Below are 19461 nucleotides of genomic sequence, written 5' to 3' on the forward strand. Positions count from 1 at the left end.
ACACTCCGCTGCTGACTCTGAACGATGAAGTACTCTACTTCATCGGCAAGTTCAAAGGGATTTGTTAGACCAGTTCTGCATTTTTAAACTTCGGAAGAACCTCTTGGGTTGGCCCCAAAGCAACGATTTCACCATTCTGCAGCCACAGGATTCTATCACATTTTGCCAGGGTCGAAAGACGATGGGCAATGATGATCTGGGTACGGTCCGAGAAAAACTCTTCTGTAGCCTTGACCATGATTTCTTCAGACTGCGGATCAACAGAACTTGTTGCCTCATCCATGATCACAATCGGAGCATCTTGCAAAAGACAGCGAGCCATACAAAGAAGCTGTCTTTCGCCAAGGGATAAATTCTTCCCACGTTCTTCAATCTTCATAAGTAATTTACCGGGCTGAGCTTCGACCCACGCACGTAAACCCACTTGTTCTAAAACTTCCCATAGTTTTTGATCAGGAAGGTTGTCTTTGATATCTAAGTTAAAGCGCAACGAACCTTGGAATAAGATCGGTTCTTGCGCGATAAAAGCCAAAGATTGTCGGTAAAGATTTAAATCCACACCGTGGGCATCTTCTTTTAATTTCGGCTGATGTTCATTGATCGAAATAAAACCCTGGCTTAACGGGTAAAGGTAAAACAGTGCTTGGATCAGGCTTGATTTACCAGAACCTGTGCGACCCACGATGCCTAAACGTTCACCGGCTTTAACTTGAAAATCAACACCTTTAAGAACCCAGGGCAGGTCATCGCGGTATTTAAACCACAGGTCTTTGACTTCCACCGAAGCATTGCGATTGTCAGTCAGACGGCGAGTCGAAAGATATTTTTCAACGGATTCAGAATAAACCGCGTGGCCTGTTGTAAATTTAGCTGTGGATGGAAGGTGATTGCCGGCTTCTGTTTCCATGCGCATGTATTGATCTAAGCGTTCAACACCAATCATCGCTTCTTCAAATTGCGTTAACCACTCAAAGAACATTTGCACAGTGTTTCCGGAAAGTGCAATGAAACTAAACGCCACGCCCACCGAACCCACTGTGGCCCATCCATAATCCACCATAAAGTAAGCAGAAACCCCGGTGATCAGTAATAACAGGGCTGTTAAACTGTTCATTTGAAATGAAAAGCTAAATAGGTTTTTTGAGGTGTTCAATTTTTGCGTTAGGAAATAGCGATCTAAGCGATCAAATCGTTCCGCAAAAGATTTTTGACGGCTGAACGACCGTATCGTGCTAGCCCCTTGAGTCGTTTCAGCAAAGTGCGCAATACTTGGGGATCGACTTGCAGAAAGTTCGCGGCGGGAAGCGCGCAGTTTATCGCGGTTTAAGCGATACACAAGATAGTTCATGACACCGATTAACCCGACAAAAAGCAAATAAATCGGATTTGCAACAGTGATTAGAATCACCATCATCGTAAGATCGAAGATGATTGAAAGAAACTCGGCTAAGGGACCACCGAACAAGCGAAATACGTTTCCATAGTCGCTAGAAAAACGCGTGATAATTCGGCCAGCCGGCGTGTTGTCAAAGAATCCCATCGGCAGGCGTGATGTTCTTAAGGTCACTTCATCATAGAATGAAGAAATTGCTAAGGCCGATAATCGAGAAAAGCCCACGCGGAAAACCAATGTAAAAGCGAAGCCAGTGACCGCCATCCCACATAATAAAGTAACGAAATCACCGGAATCAAAACCGCTTAACGGCGTGGGTTTACCAACTAAGTTATCAACCCAATATCCGATGATGTTTGTATTTGCTAATAACAAACCACGCCCAATAACACCTAAGGCTAAGCAGATCGCAATGCGAGTTAGAAAGGGATTATAAGCAAATTTCAGGGTTTCAAAAAGGGTGGGGCTATAGCCGCCTTCTTTTTTGGTATCGCCATCAGAAAGGTATCTTTGCGAGGCTTTGCTAAAATTCTTAGACATGACTAGCCTCGCTTTGATTTTTTTCCGTGGCTTCTTTAGCGACGGATGTTGTGTATTCGCGGAACTTTTCACTTCTTGCTAAAAGTTCTTCGAAGGTACCTTGATCAATGATTCGGCCATCCTCCATAAATAAAATTCGATCCACGCGGTGAAGGGCACTAAGACGGTGAGTCACTAATAAGCGCGTTCGATCTTTCCAGGCACCGATTAAAAGCTGATCAAAAAGTTTTTGTTCGGTATCAACGTCCACCGCGCTTAAGCAATCATCTAGTAACAAGATCGGAGCTTGATGATAGTGAACTCGGGCAAGACCCACACGCTGGCGTTGGCCGCCTGAAAGGTTTACGCCACGCTCGCCAATCTCTGTTGCAAGTCCTTTTTCAACACGTTCGCCACTGAGATCAAACTGTGCAAGCTTTAAAGATTCTTCAACCATGGTGTCACGATCTGGATCGATATCATAAACAAAGGCGACGTTTTCGCGTAACGAGGCGCTCATGATAAATCCCTCTTGGGGAACATAAGCAAATTGACCGCGGACGTCGTCTAGGGAAATCTGCAAAGCATTCTTTTCGCCCAGGTGATAGAAATTAAAGTTTGCCCCTGTTTCACGCAAAAGCGAAAGCAGAAGCATGGATTTTCCAGACCCTACTTCGCCAACGATGGCAACAAATTCACCGTGGGCCACATCCAGGTTGATATCATCTAAAATCTTACGGTTGCGAATAACTAAGTTGAGGCCATGCACTTGCAAGGCGAACTTTTCATCCCGCTTTTGTTCCCGGGTTTTGCTGCCAAGGGCTGGTGTTTTATTATTTTCCGTACTTAAAAAATCTTCTAGACGCTTTAATGACGTCCATGAATCAAAAGCAAAAGTAAAGAACCACGGCATTTGACGGAATGGACGGGTTAAGAAAACACCGACAATCCATAAAAGCGCTAACAGCTCGCCCGTGGTTAATTGGTGTTTGGAATAAAAAACCAAAGTTCCCAGGGCCACAACGTTTAATATGAAAGTGATCGATGAAGAAATCGCATTCATAATCTGACCATTGGTCACCATCATCACGCGGTTGTTGGTTTCAACTTCACGTTTAGCAAAGATGTTGCTTTCAAAATGTTTAGTCCACCCTAAAATACGAATGGTGCGAATATTTTGCACCCACTCGTTCACAAGACCAATACGTTCTGCTGCAAGCTGCTTAAAGTTAAAAAAGAACTTTGACTGGCGGAAAGCCATGAACGTATTAAACGAGGCAATCGTGATCATCAGAAGTACGATGGGCCACAGCGGAACATCAAACAAAACTGAAATCGCAACAGGCGCTAAGATTAACGGAAATAAAGTAGAACATCCAGCTGGTAAAGTTTGATCAAGAAAAACCGTCGCGCCTTGTACGTCTGTCGCATATAAAGAAACAATTTCTCCGACGGGACGCCCACTCATGGTGTCGACTTGCAGGTTCAGGGTCTTTTCATACACTCTTTGCGCAAAGATTTTTTGCATGAACAAAGATTCGCGCATACTTAAAAAGTTCGTCAGTTGTGAAAACGCTTGACCCAAAAGCACACACAAGAACGCACCAAGGACATAGGTCAGTGGATTATCAAACTGAATGAAGTGAAAGCGGCTTTGCATTCCGGAGATATGATCGATGAATTCTTTTTGAAAAAAAGGTCCCATCAAACCAAGCACTGCTGCAAACAGCGAACAGAATAGAATCGCTACGCGAGCGTAAAAGCGGGTGAATATGACTTCAGATAAGAGTGACTTCATGATGCATCGTCCCTAAACCAACCCGTTAAACTTAAGCGGGGCTGAATGCTCTTCGCGACTTGATGAGGGAAGAGTTCACTGCGAAAAAGTACAAAAGTTCCAAGACGCGGTTCAACTTGCGCGATCTTAATATCTTGATTTTCAGGATCATAGATTTCTAATTCGCCGCCGTGACCTTTTTCCCAGTGCTCATTAAGGTACAGAATGAAAGTGACCTTTCGTGCTCCGGAACCTTTATGATTATCGATATGCTTATCATAGTGGGCGCCCGGTGGATATAAGGCAAAATGTGTCTCGTATCTTTTGAGCCCCAAATAAAAAGCAGAGTTTAAATTTTCTAAAATGCTTTGAAGACTGGCAAGAAACTGCTGTTGCACGGGGGACGTTTCTTTTTCATCAAGCCAGTAAGTAAAATCGCCGCGAATTTCAGCATGGGTCCCTTTGCTGGCCCCATGTCCGATGGAAGCTTTTTGCAACTGACCTTGTGTTGAAAGCCTTTGACACTCTTGGGCAAGGGACTTGCAGAAATCTAGAGTGAAAACATCCCCTGAGTAAGCCCAGTTATTCTGTGCTAACTCATCAAACATTCTTTCTAGCGCTGTATGATTGAATTGATTCCTGTCCAAAGTGTTGCCATTCTATTCACGAGAGGGATTGATGGCAAAACGTTCTTTTACCCGTCGCGAGTTTTTAAAGGTTTCTGCTCTAGGAACTTCGGCTATGGCTCTTAGCAGTTGCACTAGCATGGATCGCTATTTCATGGGCGATAGCAGAGATCTTAAAAATGAAGTTCTCATTTTAGGAGCAGGGGCGGCGGGCCTTTCAGCAGCATTTGAACTTAAAAGAAATAAGGTGCCTTTCCGCATTTTTGAAGCTTCTTCCCGCATTGGGGGGCGCGTTCAGAGTGTTGCAGCATATCAAGAACAAGGGCCCATCGCAGAACTTGGTGCTGAGTACATTGATCTAAGTCATACCGATGTTTTTAATTTGGCAAAGGAACTGAATTTACCTCTGACAGAGTTAAAATCTTTACCGAATCTTGAAGCCCATCTTTTTTCGTTTGCAGGTAAGACTTATCGCGTGAAGGAACTTGTGCCAAAGTTAAAATCTTTGCAGACACCTTTGCGCCGTATTCGCAGTGATCTTTACCGTGATCAAGAAGTCGTGCTGAATCATGCAAACTCTTTGCAGTATGAACGATCCCTTTACTATGACACTTTATCATTAAAAGATCTTTTAGAATCCTGGGTGACGGAAGTGGATCCAGTGATTTTAAAATTAATCGAAGTTCAAGCTGTGCAACGTTTTGGTGTGGATGCAAAAGACCAGTCAGCACTTCACTTTCTTTCAACTTTAGATGGTGAAGGAAGTTCGCTTTTAAGTGGTCGCACGACTCATCGTATGGACGGTGGATTGTCAGGGATGACGCAAACCCTGGCAGCAAGGGTGGCCGGGGTTATCCCTGATCATATCCTACGGTTAAATTCCGCTTTGATTGAAGTTGAAGAAAAAGAAAATGTTTTTACCTTCGTTTTTGCAACACCGAAAGGAAAAGAAAGAATCACGGCACGCACGGTGATTTGCACAATTCCCTTTTCGAAATTGCGCGAAGTGAAGGGTATTGAAAAATTGCGTTTTTCAGATCTGAAACATGAAAACATCAAAAACCAAGCCTATGCCACCCATAGCAAAGTAATTATTCCGTTTGCTGTACCTTTCTGGAACGCCCGCCGTGGAAATACGCCTGCCAACGTCGGCAATTTCACGGGCGATTTTACTTCGCAAAAAATCTGGGATTCTTCCCGCGCTCAGGAGGTTAGCCAAGGTTTACTGACTTCACAGCGCGCCGGAAACAGTGGCGCAAAGGCTGGAGCAGTGGCCGTTGACGAAACGCTGAAAGACTTAAAACTGTTTTATAACGACATTCCAAACTATGAAGACTGGGGAGCCCAAGTGGCGAACTGGTCCACAAGGAAATGGAGTGCTGGTTCCATGTCAGTATTTAAACCAGGTCAGTACATGAAGTACAAAGGTGTTGCTGCGATTCCAGAATACGACGGCAAATTCCTATTTGCCGGGGAACACACAAGCTTAAGATTCGCGGGCACCTTACAAGGAGCCATCGAAACAGGGATCAAGGCTGCTCAAACTATCACAGTATAAAAAAAGGAGTTTTTAAAGAACTCCTTTTTTTATTTCTAGAATTTTCTAAAATTTTTTTAAAAAATTAATTCGCAAGATTCACTTGAAGAATCGAAGTATCACCTTGAGCAGTTACAAAGCTATCGACGTCCGCTTTATTGATCGCGTTGATCAAAGAGCTTAAGCGGTTCGAAGTCGCTACCATACCTTGCGGTACAGAACCATCCGCATTCACCCAAGAATAGTTCGGTTGTGGCGACACGACAAAAACGATGATGTTGTAAGACGGACGGAAGCCTTCTTTTTCAACTTGCACCGCTGGTAACTTCATAGAGTCTGCAGTGATAGCTACGGTGCGAGATTCTTTCACTTGGGTGATAGAGATCTGCGTAGAATCCATCGAGATGAACGGGCGGGAACCGACAGCGTAAAGAACTGTCAGATACTGACCGCGCAAGTTGCCAAGCTTATTGACTTGCAAAGAAGGGATTGTTTCAAAGCGTGCTGCTTCAGCACTGCGATCAGAAAAGCTTCCTGTCATCAAGCCTAAACCAACAATCAAAGTAAGGGCATTGATGATGATAAGTTTAAGTGACTTCATTTTGTCGCTCCTGTTTGCGCTGCAGTTTTTGCGTAATCTAAGTACATCACTAAGTGTCCAGTGGGGCTCATGAGTACGCGATTAATATCTAATTTAATTCCTAAAATCTGTGGTGGCAGCGGAAGACTTCCTGGAATAACTTCATTCCCGTACTTCCATTTCTCGCTCTTCTTCGCAAGTTCCTTGCGAACACCGTCGTATACTTTTCCTTTTACCAGTCGTCCCGCTAAGGAAAGATATTTTTCGTCCATGGTCATACTATTGGTGTCAATAGTGTGCAGGGCGAGCTGCATGCCGCTCTTATCGCTCAACTGACGGAGTTTTGCAATAATATCGAATTTTAAAATCACAGTATCTTTTAAGAACATTGAGCCCGGTTGGTTTTCTACGGCCACATGAAGTTTGACGAAAGTCTCTTGTGGTTTCAAAGCGACACCAGCCGGAGTTTTTACATAATCCATCAGCGGCGCAGAAACTAGTTTCAAAACGGTACCATCGGTCTGTTTGATCTTTTCAAAGTTCTTTCTTTCAAATGATAGTTGCATCACGCGATTGATTAAAGCGCGATCCAAGCTTAAAGCGATGTCGAAATTTTCCGGTGCTACAGCATCAAAGGACATCGCACCACGGGAGCCACTTGAAGGAATCGGGTTGCTAATAGGATTTAAGCTGTCTTCAACGTATCCAGTTAAGTCGATATTTAAAGACTTTTTCAGATTGATGTTTTGGAGCTGTAAGCCCCACTTAAAGTTCGGGCGCAGATCCGTCACTTCTTTGCCTGGGGGAACCATGTCTTGAACTTGTTCAATCGGCCCTTTTAAAAACTCTCGGGCTTTTTGGTTCAGCATTTCAGGCAGTTGTTTTCGCGTAAACTCGCCAAGATTTGCGCGAACGGCTTCCAGAATGGCTGGAGCTTGTGCTCTAAAAAGTTTATCGATCTCTTCATTATTCAAATAAAACTTTTTACCATTCACTTCCACCGCGAAAGTTGGGACTACTAACTTCTGGTAAGAAAGTGATAGAGGAATGGAATCCAAATTGTTAGCGACTTCTAAAGCTTCGAAATCAAGTCCTCCAGTTGCGTTCATGCGGATATAAAACGGAAGACGAAGCTTTAAAGGGGTTTCTGTGCTGCCAGCAGATAAGGACATGTCTTCAAAACCGGCCTTACCCAGGAATTCATTATCTGCATCCCAGGCAATCACTGAACTTGTAGAGATCGTAAGTTGATTGACCTCAAGTTCAATAGCTAAAATTGCCCCATCGCGCTTGCCTAATTTCGACATCAAGTCATCATCAGTCACAATACCGAAGCGAGTAAAATGGGCCACATAGCCAGACTCACCAACTTCAATAGCCGGGCGATGATTATTTAATGAAAAACCCACAAGCCATTTAGTTAATAGGTTACGAACTTGTTCGTACATTTTTACTTCTTCAGAATGCTTTTCTTTGAAGTCGTCAGGATTAATAGATTTATCAAAAGTGTATTTCATCGCGGGGAAATAGCCTTCGTCTAAGTTCACACCCAGATTGCCAAGAATTTCAGAAAGGCGGGTGTCAAAGAATTTCATCCCACGGGGACTTACTTGAATTTGAACGGCTTTGTTCAATAGATGTTTTACCGGCAATTGCGGGTTCGTATCCATGGCAGCGGCGTTAAGGGCTTGCAATGAAATCAACAAGGGCAGCAAAATTTTTGAGCTTTGGAACCTACGTACCATTTCTTACCTCGGCATTAGGGTGCTATCTATCCGCAGCCCTTAATGCAAAGCCAAGTCCAAACGTTATTGGGGTCAAATCAAATCAAATTGCGTATGAGAATTCTGCTAGTGTCAAAAATTCAGACAGATGCCCCTCATCGTCAGTTCCCTAAGCTCGGGGACAAAATACCTAAAAATTAAACACTCGGGAAAAAACTTTTAAAGTCGGATTTAGTTTCCATTTTAGAAAAGAATTTTGATAGAAGTTCGCGATGAATAAAAGGAGATCCCATGCTTAAAAAATTATCGGTACTTCTGATTGCTACAGCGATGTTAACAGCTTGTAGCGAACAAAATGCTTCTCAAGTAGAGTTGTCTGGTGACCAAGCGGGTGTCATAGGCGGTGACCTTGTTGCTTCTGGTTCTAAAATCGCAGCTTCTACAGTAGGTCTTTATGATAGTGGCAGTGGTTCTCTTTGCACTGGTACGTTGATTGGTCCAAACTTGGTTTTAACAGCGGCTCATTGTATCACTCCAAACTCAAACAAACTTATTGTTTACTTTGGGAAAGATCTTAAAAATAACCCAGACTCTGCATTGATCCGTAAAAGTGACGACGCCATTGTTCACGAAAAATACAACCCAGAGCGCGGCGAAGATACTTACGACATCGCTTTAGTTTCTTATGAAGGTACTACTCCAGCAGGTTTTGTTCCAGCTCCATTACTTGGCAACTTCTCTCAAGTTCAAAAAGGCACTAAAGTTCACGTTGCAGGTTTCGGTTTAAACTGGGCGTGGGGTGTAAAAAAAGGGGCAGGCGTTTTACGTACGACTGAACTTAAAGTTAAAAAATCTCTTTATGGTTCTACGGAAATCATGCTTGATCAATCTCTTCGTAAAGGGATCTGCAGCGGTGATTCTGGTGGCCCAGCTTACCTAGAAATCAACGGTAAATTGCACCTACTAGGTGTTGCTAGCCGTGGTGATTCATTGCCAATCCCATTGACTCCAGATTGCTTTATTCTTTCTATCTTCACTCGTGTTGATGCTCACGCTGATTGGATTTCTAAGAATGCTGACATTTTGAATTAATTAATTCTTAAAACATGTTCATACGAAAAAGCCGGGATTAAACTCGGCTTTTTTTGTTTAGAAATGATCAACAAGGTACCAGGATTTGCCTTGGTCCGTGGATTTTAAGATCGCTGAATTCTGCATCGGTGAGGTGTTGAAGACTTCCTGATTTCCTTGATTTGCAAACTTCATAAAGTACGGTACCCAGGGTCTTAGCTGACTGTATTCAAGATACAAGGTGTCTTTGCGATCAATCGCAAGCACTTGATAGTAGTGACTGTAGTCATGGGCATTCGGATAAACCAGGATCTTGGGTGTACTCCAACCTTGATTCTTTCCTTCAGCAACCGTTGCTGTTTGATAGGCCAAGGCGCCAAAGTATTCTTTGTCATGAATCGTCCTGTCTTGAGCCCACAAGCGATAGGCAAGATGCAGTTGATCTTTACTGTCGACGATCAAAGAAACATAGGTTTGGCTTCCACCGGGGACGCCAGGAATATTATAAGTCGCTGCATAACCGCTATCAGTCATGTTCACATACTGTTCCGGCGTCCAGTCAGAAATAGAATCAGACTTTAGCGAAGATGTAGAGGTGAAGTGTCCACCATGGGATCCACCCACCACATGCAAGTGCCCGTGGCTGGTGCGCACGATGCCTGGTTGATTGTGGCTGTCGTTCACAGGCCAGGTTCTTAAAATCTCTTTTTTACTTAAAGATTTTTTAACGAGGTCATATTCAGCAATCCAGATACCTGAATAGGGATTGCCATCTTTATCAGGAACTATATTGGTAGGGCGGCCCTGTTCATTTTTTTCTAACGGGTGGTTCAAAGTCGCTTCAAGCCACACGACGAAATATTTATTTCCTGAACGCAGGATCTTAACCGCAGAACCGCTGCGATAGCCGATGGGCTGAGCGGTATGGCTGATAGTAATTGGAGTATCTAGGACAAGGTCGGCTTGTTTGTTGAAGTGCGAAGTCTGAAGCACCAATTCACCGAAAGTTCCCTGCCAGTCTTGAAAACCTTTTTCATAACCAGGAACCTTAGCAACTATTTTATAATAAATAAAAGCAGGCGGTCCCTGCAGAGGGGCGTGGGAATAAGGTCTTTCCAGATCATACCACTGCGGAAGGTTGTCTGATGATAATAGCTTTTTGGTTTTCCAAGTGGATCCACCATCGCGGGAATACATCAAAGCATAGTGCCGCAAGAATGGGTTCTTATCTTTCACACGAAGTGCCGTATAAAGAACGTTGTCCTTATCAAAGACGGCCATCTTCGGATCCCACAAAATATCCTGACGATTGTTACGCTTTAAATCTTCAATTGGAGTGTCAGAAAATTCTTGCTGAAGGGCTGCTGCGCTTAACGGTAAATCCACCCACTGACTGCCATCGAACTTAACAAATCCATTTTCAAGGTCCGTTAATTGACTGCGCAGATGTTTTCTTAAGTAAGGTGCGTTTGTACTATCAAAGGCAGGAATATAAACTGGGAAAGCCGGATTCCAGCCAAACACCGCGCGTTCGTGGGAATCGGCAATAAGTTTAAGAGCATCTTGTGAAGTTTTGATTCCTGTTAAACTTTCAGCGCTGAACGCCGGAAGTTGAATCGGTGCATAGATGCGCGAAGATTCGCTAGATGAAAAAGAAGAAGTCCCCGGCGTTTTTGAAGACACCGTTTTCACAATCACAACCAGAGCCGTTAAGCCCAATGCAAACAGGGTGAGCTTTTTCATTGGGCCTTTAAAAAATTAAAAGTTAAAACCGTAACCCGCGCGAAGGATCATTTGTCTAGCCGAAGACGTGCTGCTATCAGGATAGATCGCATAATCAAACTGCACCGGTATAAAGTTTCTAGAATTCAAATTATAATCAACACCAATAGAACCAATTAATGTTTGATTTGTGCTGATCTTGCTTTCATCTAAAAAGTTCGTACTGCTTTTAGCAATCGCAAAAAGAAAGCCCAATCCGCCGCCAGCCCAAACATTCAATTTGGGGTTTTGATAAAAACTGTAGCGCAACAAGCCTTGCACGCCCAGATATGAAATGTCCACGGTGCGATTGGTGCCACTGTCAGATCCCGCGGCTTGGAACGTTTCATAACCACCAAGAATCCGAGCACTTACTTTTTGTCCAAGATCAGGAAGGGGCATTTGATAAATGCCAGAAAGATTAAAGCTAGAACCTGAAACTGAAATAGTCGTGTTAGAAATTTTAGAGCTCATGCTGTTCATAGCATAACCACCTATGACACCCCAGGATTTACCAGGAGCCACACCACCTGCACTTGAACCTGCACTGCCACCAGCACGTGCTCCCACTTTGGATAAGGTGTATTCCTGTTGCATCTTACCTTTTAAGATAGCAGCAACAGCACGGCCTTCTTTGATTTGTTTGATTTCAAGGATAGCGCGCGCTTTTCCGTCAGAACTTCTTGCACCTAATTTATCGCCGACATTGACGCTTTCGCCTTCAAGGTCGACTAAAACGCGATCGTTTTTAATAGTTAAAGCCCGAATGGCAAAAGCCGGGGACACCACTGATGTAACAAGCAAAGCTGCAATGAGGATTTTCATAAGGTTATTATCGACAGATTCATTTTGAAACTCAAGCTCCTCCTTTCCGCCTTCGCCAAGGCTTCAGCGGACGAGCGCCCTCAAACATTACCCTTTGCTAGCCCCTTTAACCGTCACGGGCTAGCCCGCCGTATCCCAAAAAGAGATGGGATGCGAGCCGGTAGTAAGGTTAACTCAGCAAGAATTTTGAAGAACTCCGTCTCAAGTTGAGAAGGCGGGTCGAGTTTTTCCGTAGAAGTCCGATACACTATCAGTGTTCGCGCGTTTATTCTATGGGGGAATGGCCGTGTCAAATTTCTATAGTTCTTTACTGCTTTTATTAGTAGTAGCACCTGCATTGGCGCAACCAATGTCAGAGGCGGCACTTTTTAATCGCTGCTATTCGCACTTAACGGGCAAGCCTGTTCCGTTAAATCACGCTACGATGACAGAAATTAAGGCTGGAAAGATTAAAGCTCTTGATGCATGTAATGGGCTTTTAGATAAAGCGGATTTACAAGCCTCAGGAATGCTTGTTAACAGCGGCGACTCTGAAGCCCGAGCTGTTTTAAACAACTTTTATGAGTTTCACCGCAGCTGGTTCCCAACAAACTCGGTTGAACAAATTCAAGAATATAACGAAGAGATGTCCCGCGGAACTATGGACATCTATGACACTACAGAGCCTGCATTAGCAGTGACCCGTGCGGTGTTTGCCCGTGGTTCCCGATACAGTGATGTGCTGACGTTAAATCAAGGTATGCACGCCCACAGGCAAGAAAACCAAACCGTCAGAAATATGATTGGTTGGAACGTCTCTTTCCCAGGCCGTCGCATCGCGGGAAATAATGCCGGGCTTGATCAAAACCTTTTTAATTTCAGAGCCTACACTCAGGGGTATGACGGAAACTCAGACACCACTCAAGCTATGTTCATCACGCTTCCAAAAATTGAAGTGGGGGAACTTGTTGGTATTCGTCTGAAAACAGAGTCCGTGATGATTCCAAACCTTTCGTTACAACCACTCGGTGGTGATAAAAGAGGTAATGACCAACCAGGTTTGAATTTTAACTTTAATTTATTCGCGACCCATGGCGGTGGTGTGCTAGGCACGCCGATTTATTTGATGTTGAACTATGGCCACGGCCGGGGTGTTGAAGCCAATGGTACAACCAAAGTTCCCCGTCGATGGGCCCAAACCAACATGAACACGTTCTTGTGTCAGGATCTTCCGTCATTAAGGGAATCTGATGTGCGCCAATATGTCGTTGGCAACTCTTCGACACCTTTCAGAAATGGTGCTAGCTGTGTAATGTGTCACGCTACTTTAGATCCAATGGCTTACACTGCTCGCAATGTGGTTGTTGGTAACTCTGACTTTGCGGCATTAGATCGCGGAGCAAGAACCCACTCTAAGACAGCATTGCATTTAACTAGTTATCGTCCTGAAATCGCCTCAGTGGCAGGATGGCCATCAGAACCCGTAGCGAACTTCCATCGTCAAACTCCTTCAGGCAGATTGTTCTTTAGATCTATGACGGGTGCTTTGATTGATAGACAAGTGCCGAACATTGCGGGCCTGGGTGCTGCGATGGCTGATACTCCGGACTATTATTATTGTGCGGCGAAACGTTACTTTGAACATCTAACAGGTATTCAAGTAGCTCTTTACGATCGCACGAATCCGAATAATGCAGAATTGAATTTAAAACTCTCTGAAGTTGCAAAAGAGGACCGTAAGTTTGTCGAATCTCTTGGGGAAGAGCTTCGTACATCACAATCTGTTCGTCAGCTTGTGAAAAGAATTATGGCATCAGAGTACTACCGCAACGTGAATTTTAGAGGCAATTAAACAAGTTTTTGGGGGCCACAATGGGGGACGGAAATAATTTTACTCGTAGGGGATTTATCGCCACTGGTGCTATCGCCGGTGCAGCGGCATTAGTGCCTACACCCATCGAGCGTCTTTTAAATGTTTTAAGCAGCGGTTTCATTAGCGAAGCGCAAGCGGAAGCTAGTGGTAACGTGGGTGCTAGAAACTACATTAACATCCTGATGGCTGGTGGTCCGATGCGCTACACCTTTGACCACTGGATGCGCACGAACTCAAGTGATCCTACATTGGATTTTAATCCAATGATCACAAATAAGTTTGTATCTTCTGGCGGCAGAGTGATCGGCGTTGAAAACGCGACATTTAATTACAACGGCGTTTTAGTTCCACATATGTTTTCCCATTCTGTGTTTCACCGCAATGGGGGACAACGTCCTTTAAGAGATCTTTTAAACAATATGCTTGTGATCCGCGGTTATGGCTCTGGATTTGATGGCCATCCGTTTAACGCCACAATTCAGCAAGCGCCGGTGGGCGGTGTTTCTTCGGTGGCTGGTTTAGCTGCTGACTATTCAACAAAAACATTCGAAGCTGTTGAATTTCCTGACCGTGGTGCTTTCGGTAATTACAGTTCTACTAAAGGCAAAGCACTTAATAAAGTCAGTGGACCCCATGCCTTGCTTGAGGGTTTTGGTGGGCCGCAGGGCGGTCGTGTTAAAGGTCGCAGTCTTGCGGATCGTAACCGTGAAGCTTTTGATTTGGCGCAAGCGCGATTGCGTGCTTATGCGCAAAGTGACTTTGCTGGTAACGTGATCGTCGGCAAAAATTTAAGCAACGCTGTAGAGCTTATGAAAAAAGGCTCTGGCAACCTAGATTCTTTCTGGGGGCCTGCTGTTGCACGATATAAATCAATTATTGAAAACAGCATGCGCCAACAAGGCTTGGTAGGTATTAATGATGTTCCTTTGATTTCTGATCAGGGCAATTTATGGCGCGTGCATGTGACTGACGGAAACCGTGGTCTTACAGTAAGCAGTGATTTTGACATGCGCGATGCTACAAAATCCATGACTTGCCCAGGTGCCTTAAGCGAAGGCTTGGCAATGGCCGAATACGTTTTAAAAGAAGGCCTAGTGACTTCTTTAAATTTGCAAGTGGGTGATTTAGATAACATCACGTTAAAAGAAGTGGGCGGTGGCGTTCGCATGTTCAACGCGGTCAAGGACATGCACGAAACAGGTGCAATCCCAGGTGTGTTGCTGTGTACAGCCTATTACAGAGCCATCGCAGCGGGTCTTTTAGAATTAATCGATCAGTTAAAAGCGACGCAAAGAAACGGTTCGGATCTGTGGTCTGAAACAGTCGTGCAAATTATTTCTGAATTCGATCGTTCGGGCCGTAGTAATGGAACGGGCTCTGATCACGGTTTTAATCAAATGGTTACAAGCGTGTATTCAGGTGCCATCACAAATGGTCCATTCGTAGTTGGTAACATCCAACGCGGTGGTCACGGTGGAGGCTACACTGGGACTCAAGGTATTGGGGCGCCGATTGATGGTTACAATCAAAAAGGAATGCCATCACCAACAATGGCGGCTTCAACAGTCGCTGCTGTCTTAAGAGTTCCACACAATCCTTATGAAAATTTGGCAGCGCCATTAGTGCAATTAAATGGCGGTCTTAAAGTTTTAAAAACAGCGAAGATTGTGGGGTGATGAAGTGAAGAATCATTCAAGAACCAAAATCTTTACCTTGTTATTGTGTGGCGCTTTGCTAACCCAAGCCTATCAAAACTGTGGCGAGATGGCGCAGTTTGAGGTTTCTGAACAAGCTTCCTTGGGATTAAGTCAAAGTTCGCAGTCGTCAGATGAAAATCATCCATCAGCAAAACCGGTGGAACTGCCAGTTCAGAAGATCCAGGTCGTGAATAAAAATTACGTCGCGGCTTTAATGCGTGAAATCTTCACCACAAGCACGGGTCCAGTTCCGAATTTAGAAGGCCTTATTCATCAATGGATCATGACTCGCGGGGCGCAGTATGGTCTAGGTTGCAATCCTTATAGCTCTTATACGGGTCGTGACTGCGGTGGTGATATTTCTAACTCTAATTTGCCGGCAAAAACAGACGCCAACACCGTTCGCGAATCGTTCCGTATTCAATTTTGCGAAAACATCTTAGGAATGGATGAAGGCGTCAACGCCATCCTTCAAAAACTAAGAAACCGGGGTGCTGCTCCGACGGCAGACACGGTGAAACAGGTCTATGGTCTTTTTTATCGTGGCGATGAAGCACCTGAAGCTGTGGTGAATTCACTGCTTGATTTGGACAGGACACTGGCGCTTAAAAATGAGACGCCTCTAGAAAGATGGCGAGCTTTAGCACTCCAAGTTTGCGAATCACCAGGGTGGCAGTTACAATAGCAGCAGGGGTTTCGGGGGAAATAAATGAGTTTGGGGATGAAGAAAAATTTGATCGTGGGTGGTGCTATGTTAGTCATGGTTTTGGCTTTCCAAAACTGCAGTGACTTTGCGTTGCAAGATCAAGTTCTTTACGAACAAGGCCTTTTAGAATCCCGCGAATCGTTAGATGCAACGACTCTTCCGAAACTTTTAGAATCAGATGACATTGGAATGTGGTCAAAGCCTTCAAATCCAACCTTTGTTAACGTCACTCCATTCTTAGCACGTCAGTGGTCCGTGGTCGTCGCTGCGGATCGTTCTGTAACCGGTAAAATTATTTCACTTGATTCCGGTGCCAACTTAGATGAAGGGTACATCAATATTGCCGACGGAAAAATTCGCGCCGTTCACGTAAGCACGGCTACAGATTCTTCGTATGTCGAAGCCAATGTTCCAACAAGCGGTGATAAGATGGTCATCGCTGCTACTTTCGGCGTGGATGCAGAGGACATTTCTTTAGTCGTCAACGGTATCGTACAATCCGCGACGGTTCAAAAGACAGGAACTCCGACTGATTTTTCTTATGTCGCAAAAAGTCTAACCACGGCACCTGCTAATGGCCAAGTTTATGAATATGTCGTTTACGGTGGATACGATACAGGTGCTTTGACGAATCCTGAATTAAATGTGATGTCTCGTTATATCGCGGATAATAACACGATTGCGAATGTGGTGTTTGATCCAAGCCTTATTGGTGGTGGCACTACTAAAGATGAAGAGGAAGTAAATCCTCTGTTTGTTGCGGCTAAGGCCATCATCGATGCTAAATGTTTAAGCTGTCACAGCAGTTCAAGCAATGGTGACTTCAGAAACTTAACTGAAAGTAAAGCCATGCAAAATGGACTCGTAGTTGCTGGAAGTCCTGCAACTTCTAAACTTTATTATCGTCTGAGTGGCGCTACAGTAGGTCCTGGACCACGTAACATGCCTACAAGCGGAAGTGTCTCTGCTTCCGAAGCTCAGGCGATTTCTGACTGGATTTCAAGCATTCAATAACAAAATAATCAATTGATCGAGGGGGATTATTAAATGAAATTTTTTGCAGCTTTGCTTCTATCTATGAGTTTTTCATACACAGCATTGGCTCAGAGCGTGGTTGTCGACGTGGTTTTAAATCCGATGGGGGATTTTAAAGCGAAAACATCAGACGTTAAAGGTGAAGCCGTTGTCAACGGTGACAGTGTTTCAGCATCTAATATCGTGGTGAATTTAAAAGGTCTTAAAACCGGTGTTGAGCTTAGAGATAAGCATACACAAAAACACTTAGGTACTGACAAGTTCCCAGACGCTGTCCTTGTTTCTGCTACAGGAAAGGGTGGTAAAGGAACTGGTAAGATTAAAATCAGAGGAATTGAAAAAGACATCGCCGGTGTTTACAAAGTCGATGGCAAAACTCTAAAAGCGAAATTTAAATTAACTTTATCTGATTTCGGTATCGAAGATATCAACTACATGGGTGTCGGAGTTGAGGACGAAGTCACTTTGAATGTCTCCGTCCCAGTAAAACCCTAAAAACGGAAATTAAGCCCGATTTTCCAAAGCGTGGCCCCTTCAGCTAAGGGGCCAATCCCTGAATAGAAATCCCAGCGTGGAAACAATCGTAAGTTAATATCAAATAAAGCCGTCATATTTAATTTGCGCCCATCATCGATGCTTAAAGTTGAATCTTCATTGGGCCAACTGACGTTTTTCATAAATCCCATTCCTGTAACACCTAAGCTGATTCTTCCGGAATGACGATAGAAAACCCGTGGTGAAAGACCGTAAACAGTGAAGGGGACTTTGTCTTCTTGATATTCAATTGTTTGCGGATCTTCGCCACTGTTCGCTCTTCCAGAGCCAACGAAGGCACCAATACTCCATCCCCAGTGACGGTATAATATATCTCGTTGCACGCCGATGATCAGGCCATTGTAATTCACTGGGGCCTTACCAAGCGTCACACCCTGCTGAAGTTTTAAGGTGTCGTTCCATTGAATTGAGGAAAGAATCAGGGAGTTCACTGTTTGTGTTTTATAGGCGCGCTCTTCAGAGGCAGGTGCGTCTTGAGCCTCGGCAGACATTTCAGCCGCGTCCTCTGACGATTCCTCTTGGGCGTAGCCTGTTCTAAAGGAAAGAAGGACTAGGGTTAAAAGTAATAATTTCTTTTTCATTTAGGTCCTTAATAAGAAATATGAACTTGTCCATGAAGCGTCCAATCATCGGCCTTACCATTAGTGGCCTGAAAGAACTTCGTATTCGTGAACATGGTTCTAACCTCTAAACGTGGAAGCGGAAACATCAGTGCTCCGAAACTCCATTTCATAGTTTCATTAGAGGATTTATTGATGTCGTCTTTCTTATGTTCAAGAGTCGATAACAAGTTATAACCACGTCTTAGTGAAATTAAGCTTTCAACCCAAGCATAGGTGCCAAGTTGTGCATCACTATCGTCCGTCAGATTGGTTTTTTCTTTTAATCCGAATTCAGCAAGAATGGCCGAACCCTTTGAAAGCCCCATGCGGGAAGTCACACCCAAAAGATTCCATTTTTCCATTTCGCTTTGCGAAGTAAGAAACGATGCCCCCACTTTGTAATTTTCATACATTTGGTATTCGCCAGCTGCAGAAAAACCTTTTTGCTTTTTTTCTTCAAGATTTGCTTGGTTTCCGATGAATGCATTCACAGCAATATCCCAAGTCGGGTAAGTGAAATGCACCACCACACCTTGCGATTGGTCGTGTTGACCTAAAGTTATATCTTTACGATTGAAAGCCGTGTGATCGGGGTGCCTGATTCCGTAGACTTTGTCCATTAAACCAACATACAGCCACAGGTTTTTATTTTGCTGATAACGAAGGTAAAATTCCTTAGCAAACCATGTGTATTGAGGATTAGAGCGATCCAGATGGCTTTCTTTTCCCGTATAAGAAGCTGTGGTGATTAAACTGTATTTTTGTTTTTTATCCGCAAAAAGATTTAAATTTATATCATTCTGCATTTCGAAATACATATAGGTTGAAGACGCTGGGGTGTTGTCAGGGGATCTTCGCAACCATAATCCACGATATTTAAGACCGGGACGAATCCACCATGGCAGTTTCTTTTTACCTAAAAATCCCGACATCGCCGCGATTTCTTCTTCTTCTCTACGGTCAGGGAAGATGTCTCTGGCGGTGATTTCTGTCGCGAACAAAGCCCGTCCGTAGTCATTCAAAGCACCGCCCCCAAGACCATTGTAATGGCAGGTGATGCAGGATGAATAACTATAGCCAATAAAGTCAGGGTAGGCCTGGGCTTGGCTGATAAAAAGAAACGAAAATAAAGCAAATAAACAGTGGCGAATTTTAAGCTGTATCACAATGAGACAAATTCTATTGGAGCGAAGCTTAGAAT

Annotated in this window: 16 protein-coding genes; 7 read left to right on the forward strand and 9 right to left on the reverse strand. The window is 44.1% G+C overall.

The annotated features are described in order from the left end of the window. Positions 1-64 precede the first annotated feature (64 nt). The 3 genes from MNR06_RS01350 to MNR06_RS01360 are packed head-to-tail and all read right to left on the reverse strand — an operon-like array spanning position 65 to position 4336. Complete coding sequence (locus tag MNR06_RS01350; RefSeq protein ID WP_243538098.1) at positions 65-1933, reverse strand: ABC transporter ATP-binding protein; 1869 nt, start codon at positions 1931-1933, stop codon at positions 65-67. Further along, positions 1926-3710, reverse strand: a complete 1785-nt coding sequence (locus MNR06_RS01355) for an ABC transporter ATP-binding protein (protein ID WP_243538100.1) — start codon at positions 3708-3710, stop codon at positions 1926-1928. Before MNR06_RS01355 ends, MNR06_RS01350 begins: the two co-directional genes overlap by 8 nt. After that, the gene (locus MNR06_RS01360; RefSeq protein ID WP_243538102.1) at positions 3707-4336 is read right to left on the reverse strand and encodes a 2OG-Fe(II) oxygenase; all 630 of its coding nucleotides are present in this window, start codon (positions 4334-4336) and stop codon (positions 3707-3709) included. Before MNR06_RS01360 ends, MNR06_RS01355 begins: the two co-directional genes overlap by 4 nt. Positions 4337-4367: 31 nt before the next feature. Between MNR06_RS01360 and MNR06_RS01365 the strand changes: the two genes are divergently transcribed. Continuing rightward, the gene (locus MNR06_RS01365) at positions 4368-5873 is read left to right on the forward strand and encodes a flavin monoamine oxidase family protein (protein ID WP_243538104.1); all 1506 of its coding nucleotides are present in this window, start codon (positions 4368-4370) and stop codon (positions 5871-5873) included. A gap of 64 nt (positions 5874-5937) precedes the next feature. Here MNR06_RS01365 and MNR06_RS01370 read toward each other — a convergent pair whose 3' ends face one another. Beyond that, positions 5938-6453, reverse strand: coding sequence for a hypothetical protein (locus tag MNR06_RS01370; RefSeq protein ID WP_243538106.1), 516 nt, complete (start codon positions 6451-6453; stop codon positions 5938-5940). Beyond that, on the reverse strand, positions 6450-8177 hold the full coding sequence (locus MNR06_RS01375; RefSeq protein ID WP_243538107.1) for a DUF2785 domain-containing protein: 1728 nt from the start codon (positions 8175-8177) through the stop codon (positions 6450-6452). Before MNR06_RS01375 ends, MNR06_RS01370 begins: the two co-directional genes overlap by 4 nt. Before the next feature lie 270 nt (positions 8178-8447). On the opposite strand from MNR06_RS01375, the gene MNR06_RS01380 reads away from it, so the two are divergent. Continuing rightward, positions 8448-9248 carry a S1 family peptidase gene (locus MNR06_RS01380; RefSeq protein WP_243538109.1) on the forward strand — a complete coding sequence of 267 codons (801 nt, stop codon included), beginning with the start codon at positions 8448-8450 and terminating at the stop codon, positions 9246-9248. 57 nt (positions 9249-9305) lie between these two features. Here the strand turns inward: MNR06_RS01380 and MNR06_RS01385 are convergent, their stop codons facing one another. Next, the gene (locus MNR06_RS01385; RefSeq protein WP_243538110.1) at positions 9306-10970 is read right to left on the reverse strand and encodes a BNR repeat-containing protein; all 1665 of its coding nucleotides are present in this window, start codon (positions 10968-10970) and stop codon (positions 9306-9308) included. Between the two features lie 15 nt (positions 10971-10985). Beyond that, the gene (locus MNR06_RS01390; RefSeq protein WP_243538112.1) at positions 10986-11813 is read right to left on the reverse strand and encodes a porin family protein; all 828 of its coding nucleotides are present in this window, start codon (positions 11811-11813) and stop codon (positions 10986-10988) included. A 286-nt stretch (positions 11814-12099) separates the two neighbouring features. Here MNR06_RS01390 and MNR06_RS01395 point away from each other — a divergent pair, with 286 nt between their 5' ends. From MNR06_RS01395 to MNR06_RS01415, 5 genes are read left to right on the forward strand one after another with little or no spacing between them, the layout of a single operon-like run. Beyond that, positions 12100-13644 (forward strand): hypothetical protein, encoded by a 1545-nt coding sequence (locus tag MNR06_RS01395; RefSeq protein ID WP_243538114.1) that lies wholly within the window; start codon positions 12100-12102, stop codon positions 13642-13644. Between the two features lie 20 nt (positions 13645-13664). Continuing rightward, complete coding sequence (locus MNR06_RS01400) at positions 13665-15341, forward strand: hypothetical protein (RefSeq protein WP_243538116.1); 1677 nt, start codon at positions 13665-13667, stop codon at positions 15339-15341. A gap of 4 nt (positions 15342-15345) precedes the next feature. Beyond that, positions 15346-16047 carry a hypothetical protein gene (locus MNR06_RS01405; RefSeq protein WP_243538117.1) on the forward strand — a complete coding sequence of 234 codons (702 nt, stop codon included), beginning with the start codon at positions 15346-15348 and terminating at the stop codon, positions 16045-16047. A gap of 36 nt (positions 16048-16083) precedes the next feature. Then, a complete protein-coding gene (locus MNR06_RS01410; RefSeq protein WP_243538119.1) occupies positions 16084-17082 on the forward strand; it encodes a c-type cytochrome in 999 nt (332 codons plus the stop codon). Positions 17083-17115: 33 nt separating this feature from the next. Then, positions 17116-17598, forward strand: coding sequence for a YceI family protein (locus MNR06_RS01415; protein ID WP_243538121.1), 483 nt, complete (start codon positions 17116-17118; stop codon positions 17596-17598). On the opposite strand, the gene MNR06_RS01420 is transcribed toward MNR06_RS01415, so the two are convergent. Together MNR06_RS01420 and MNR06_RS01425 are read right to left on the reverse strand one after the other, a co-directional pair. After that, complete coding sequence (locus MNR06_RS01420) at positions 17595-18239, reverse strand: hypothetical protein (protein WP_243538122.1); 645 nt, start codon at positions 18237-18239, stop codon at positions 17595-17597. The two genes, MNR06_RS01415 and MNR06_RS01420, sit on opposite strands and share 4 nt — an antisense overlap. A gap of 8 nt (positions 18240-18247) precedes the next feature. Next, positions 18248-19426, reverse strand: a complete 1179-nt coding sequence (locus MNR06_RS01425; RefSeq protein WP_243538124.1) for a hypothetical protein — start codon at positions 19424-19426, stop codon at positions 18248-18250. Between the last annotated feature and the right edge of the window lie 35 nt (positions 19427-19461).

Origin of the sequence: Bdellovibrio reynosensis, assembly GCF_022814725.1 — a bacterium.
Taxonomy (GTDB): domain Bacteria; phylum Bdellovibrionota; class Bdellovibrionia; order Bdellovibrionales; family Bdellovibrionaceae; genus Bdellovibrio; species Bdellovibrio reynosensis.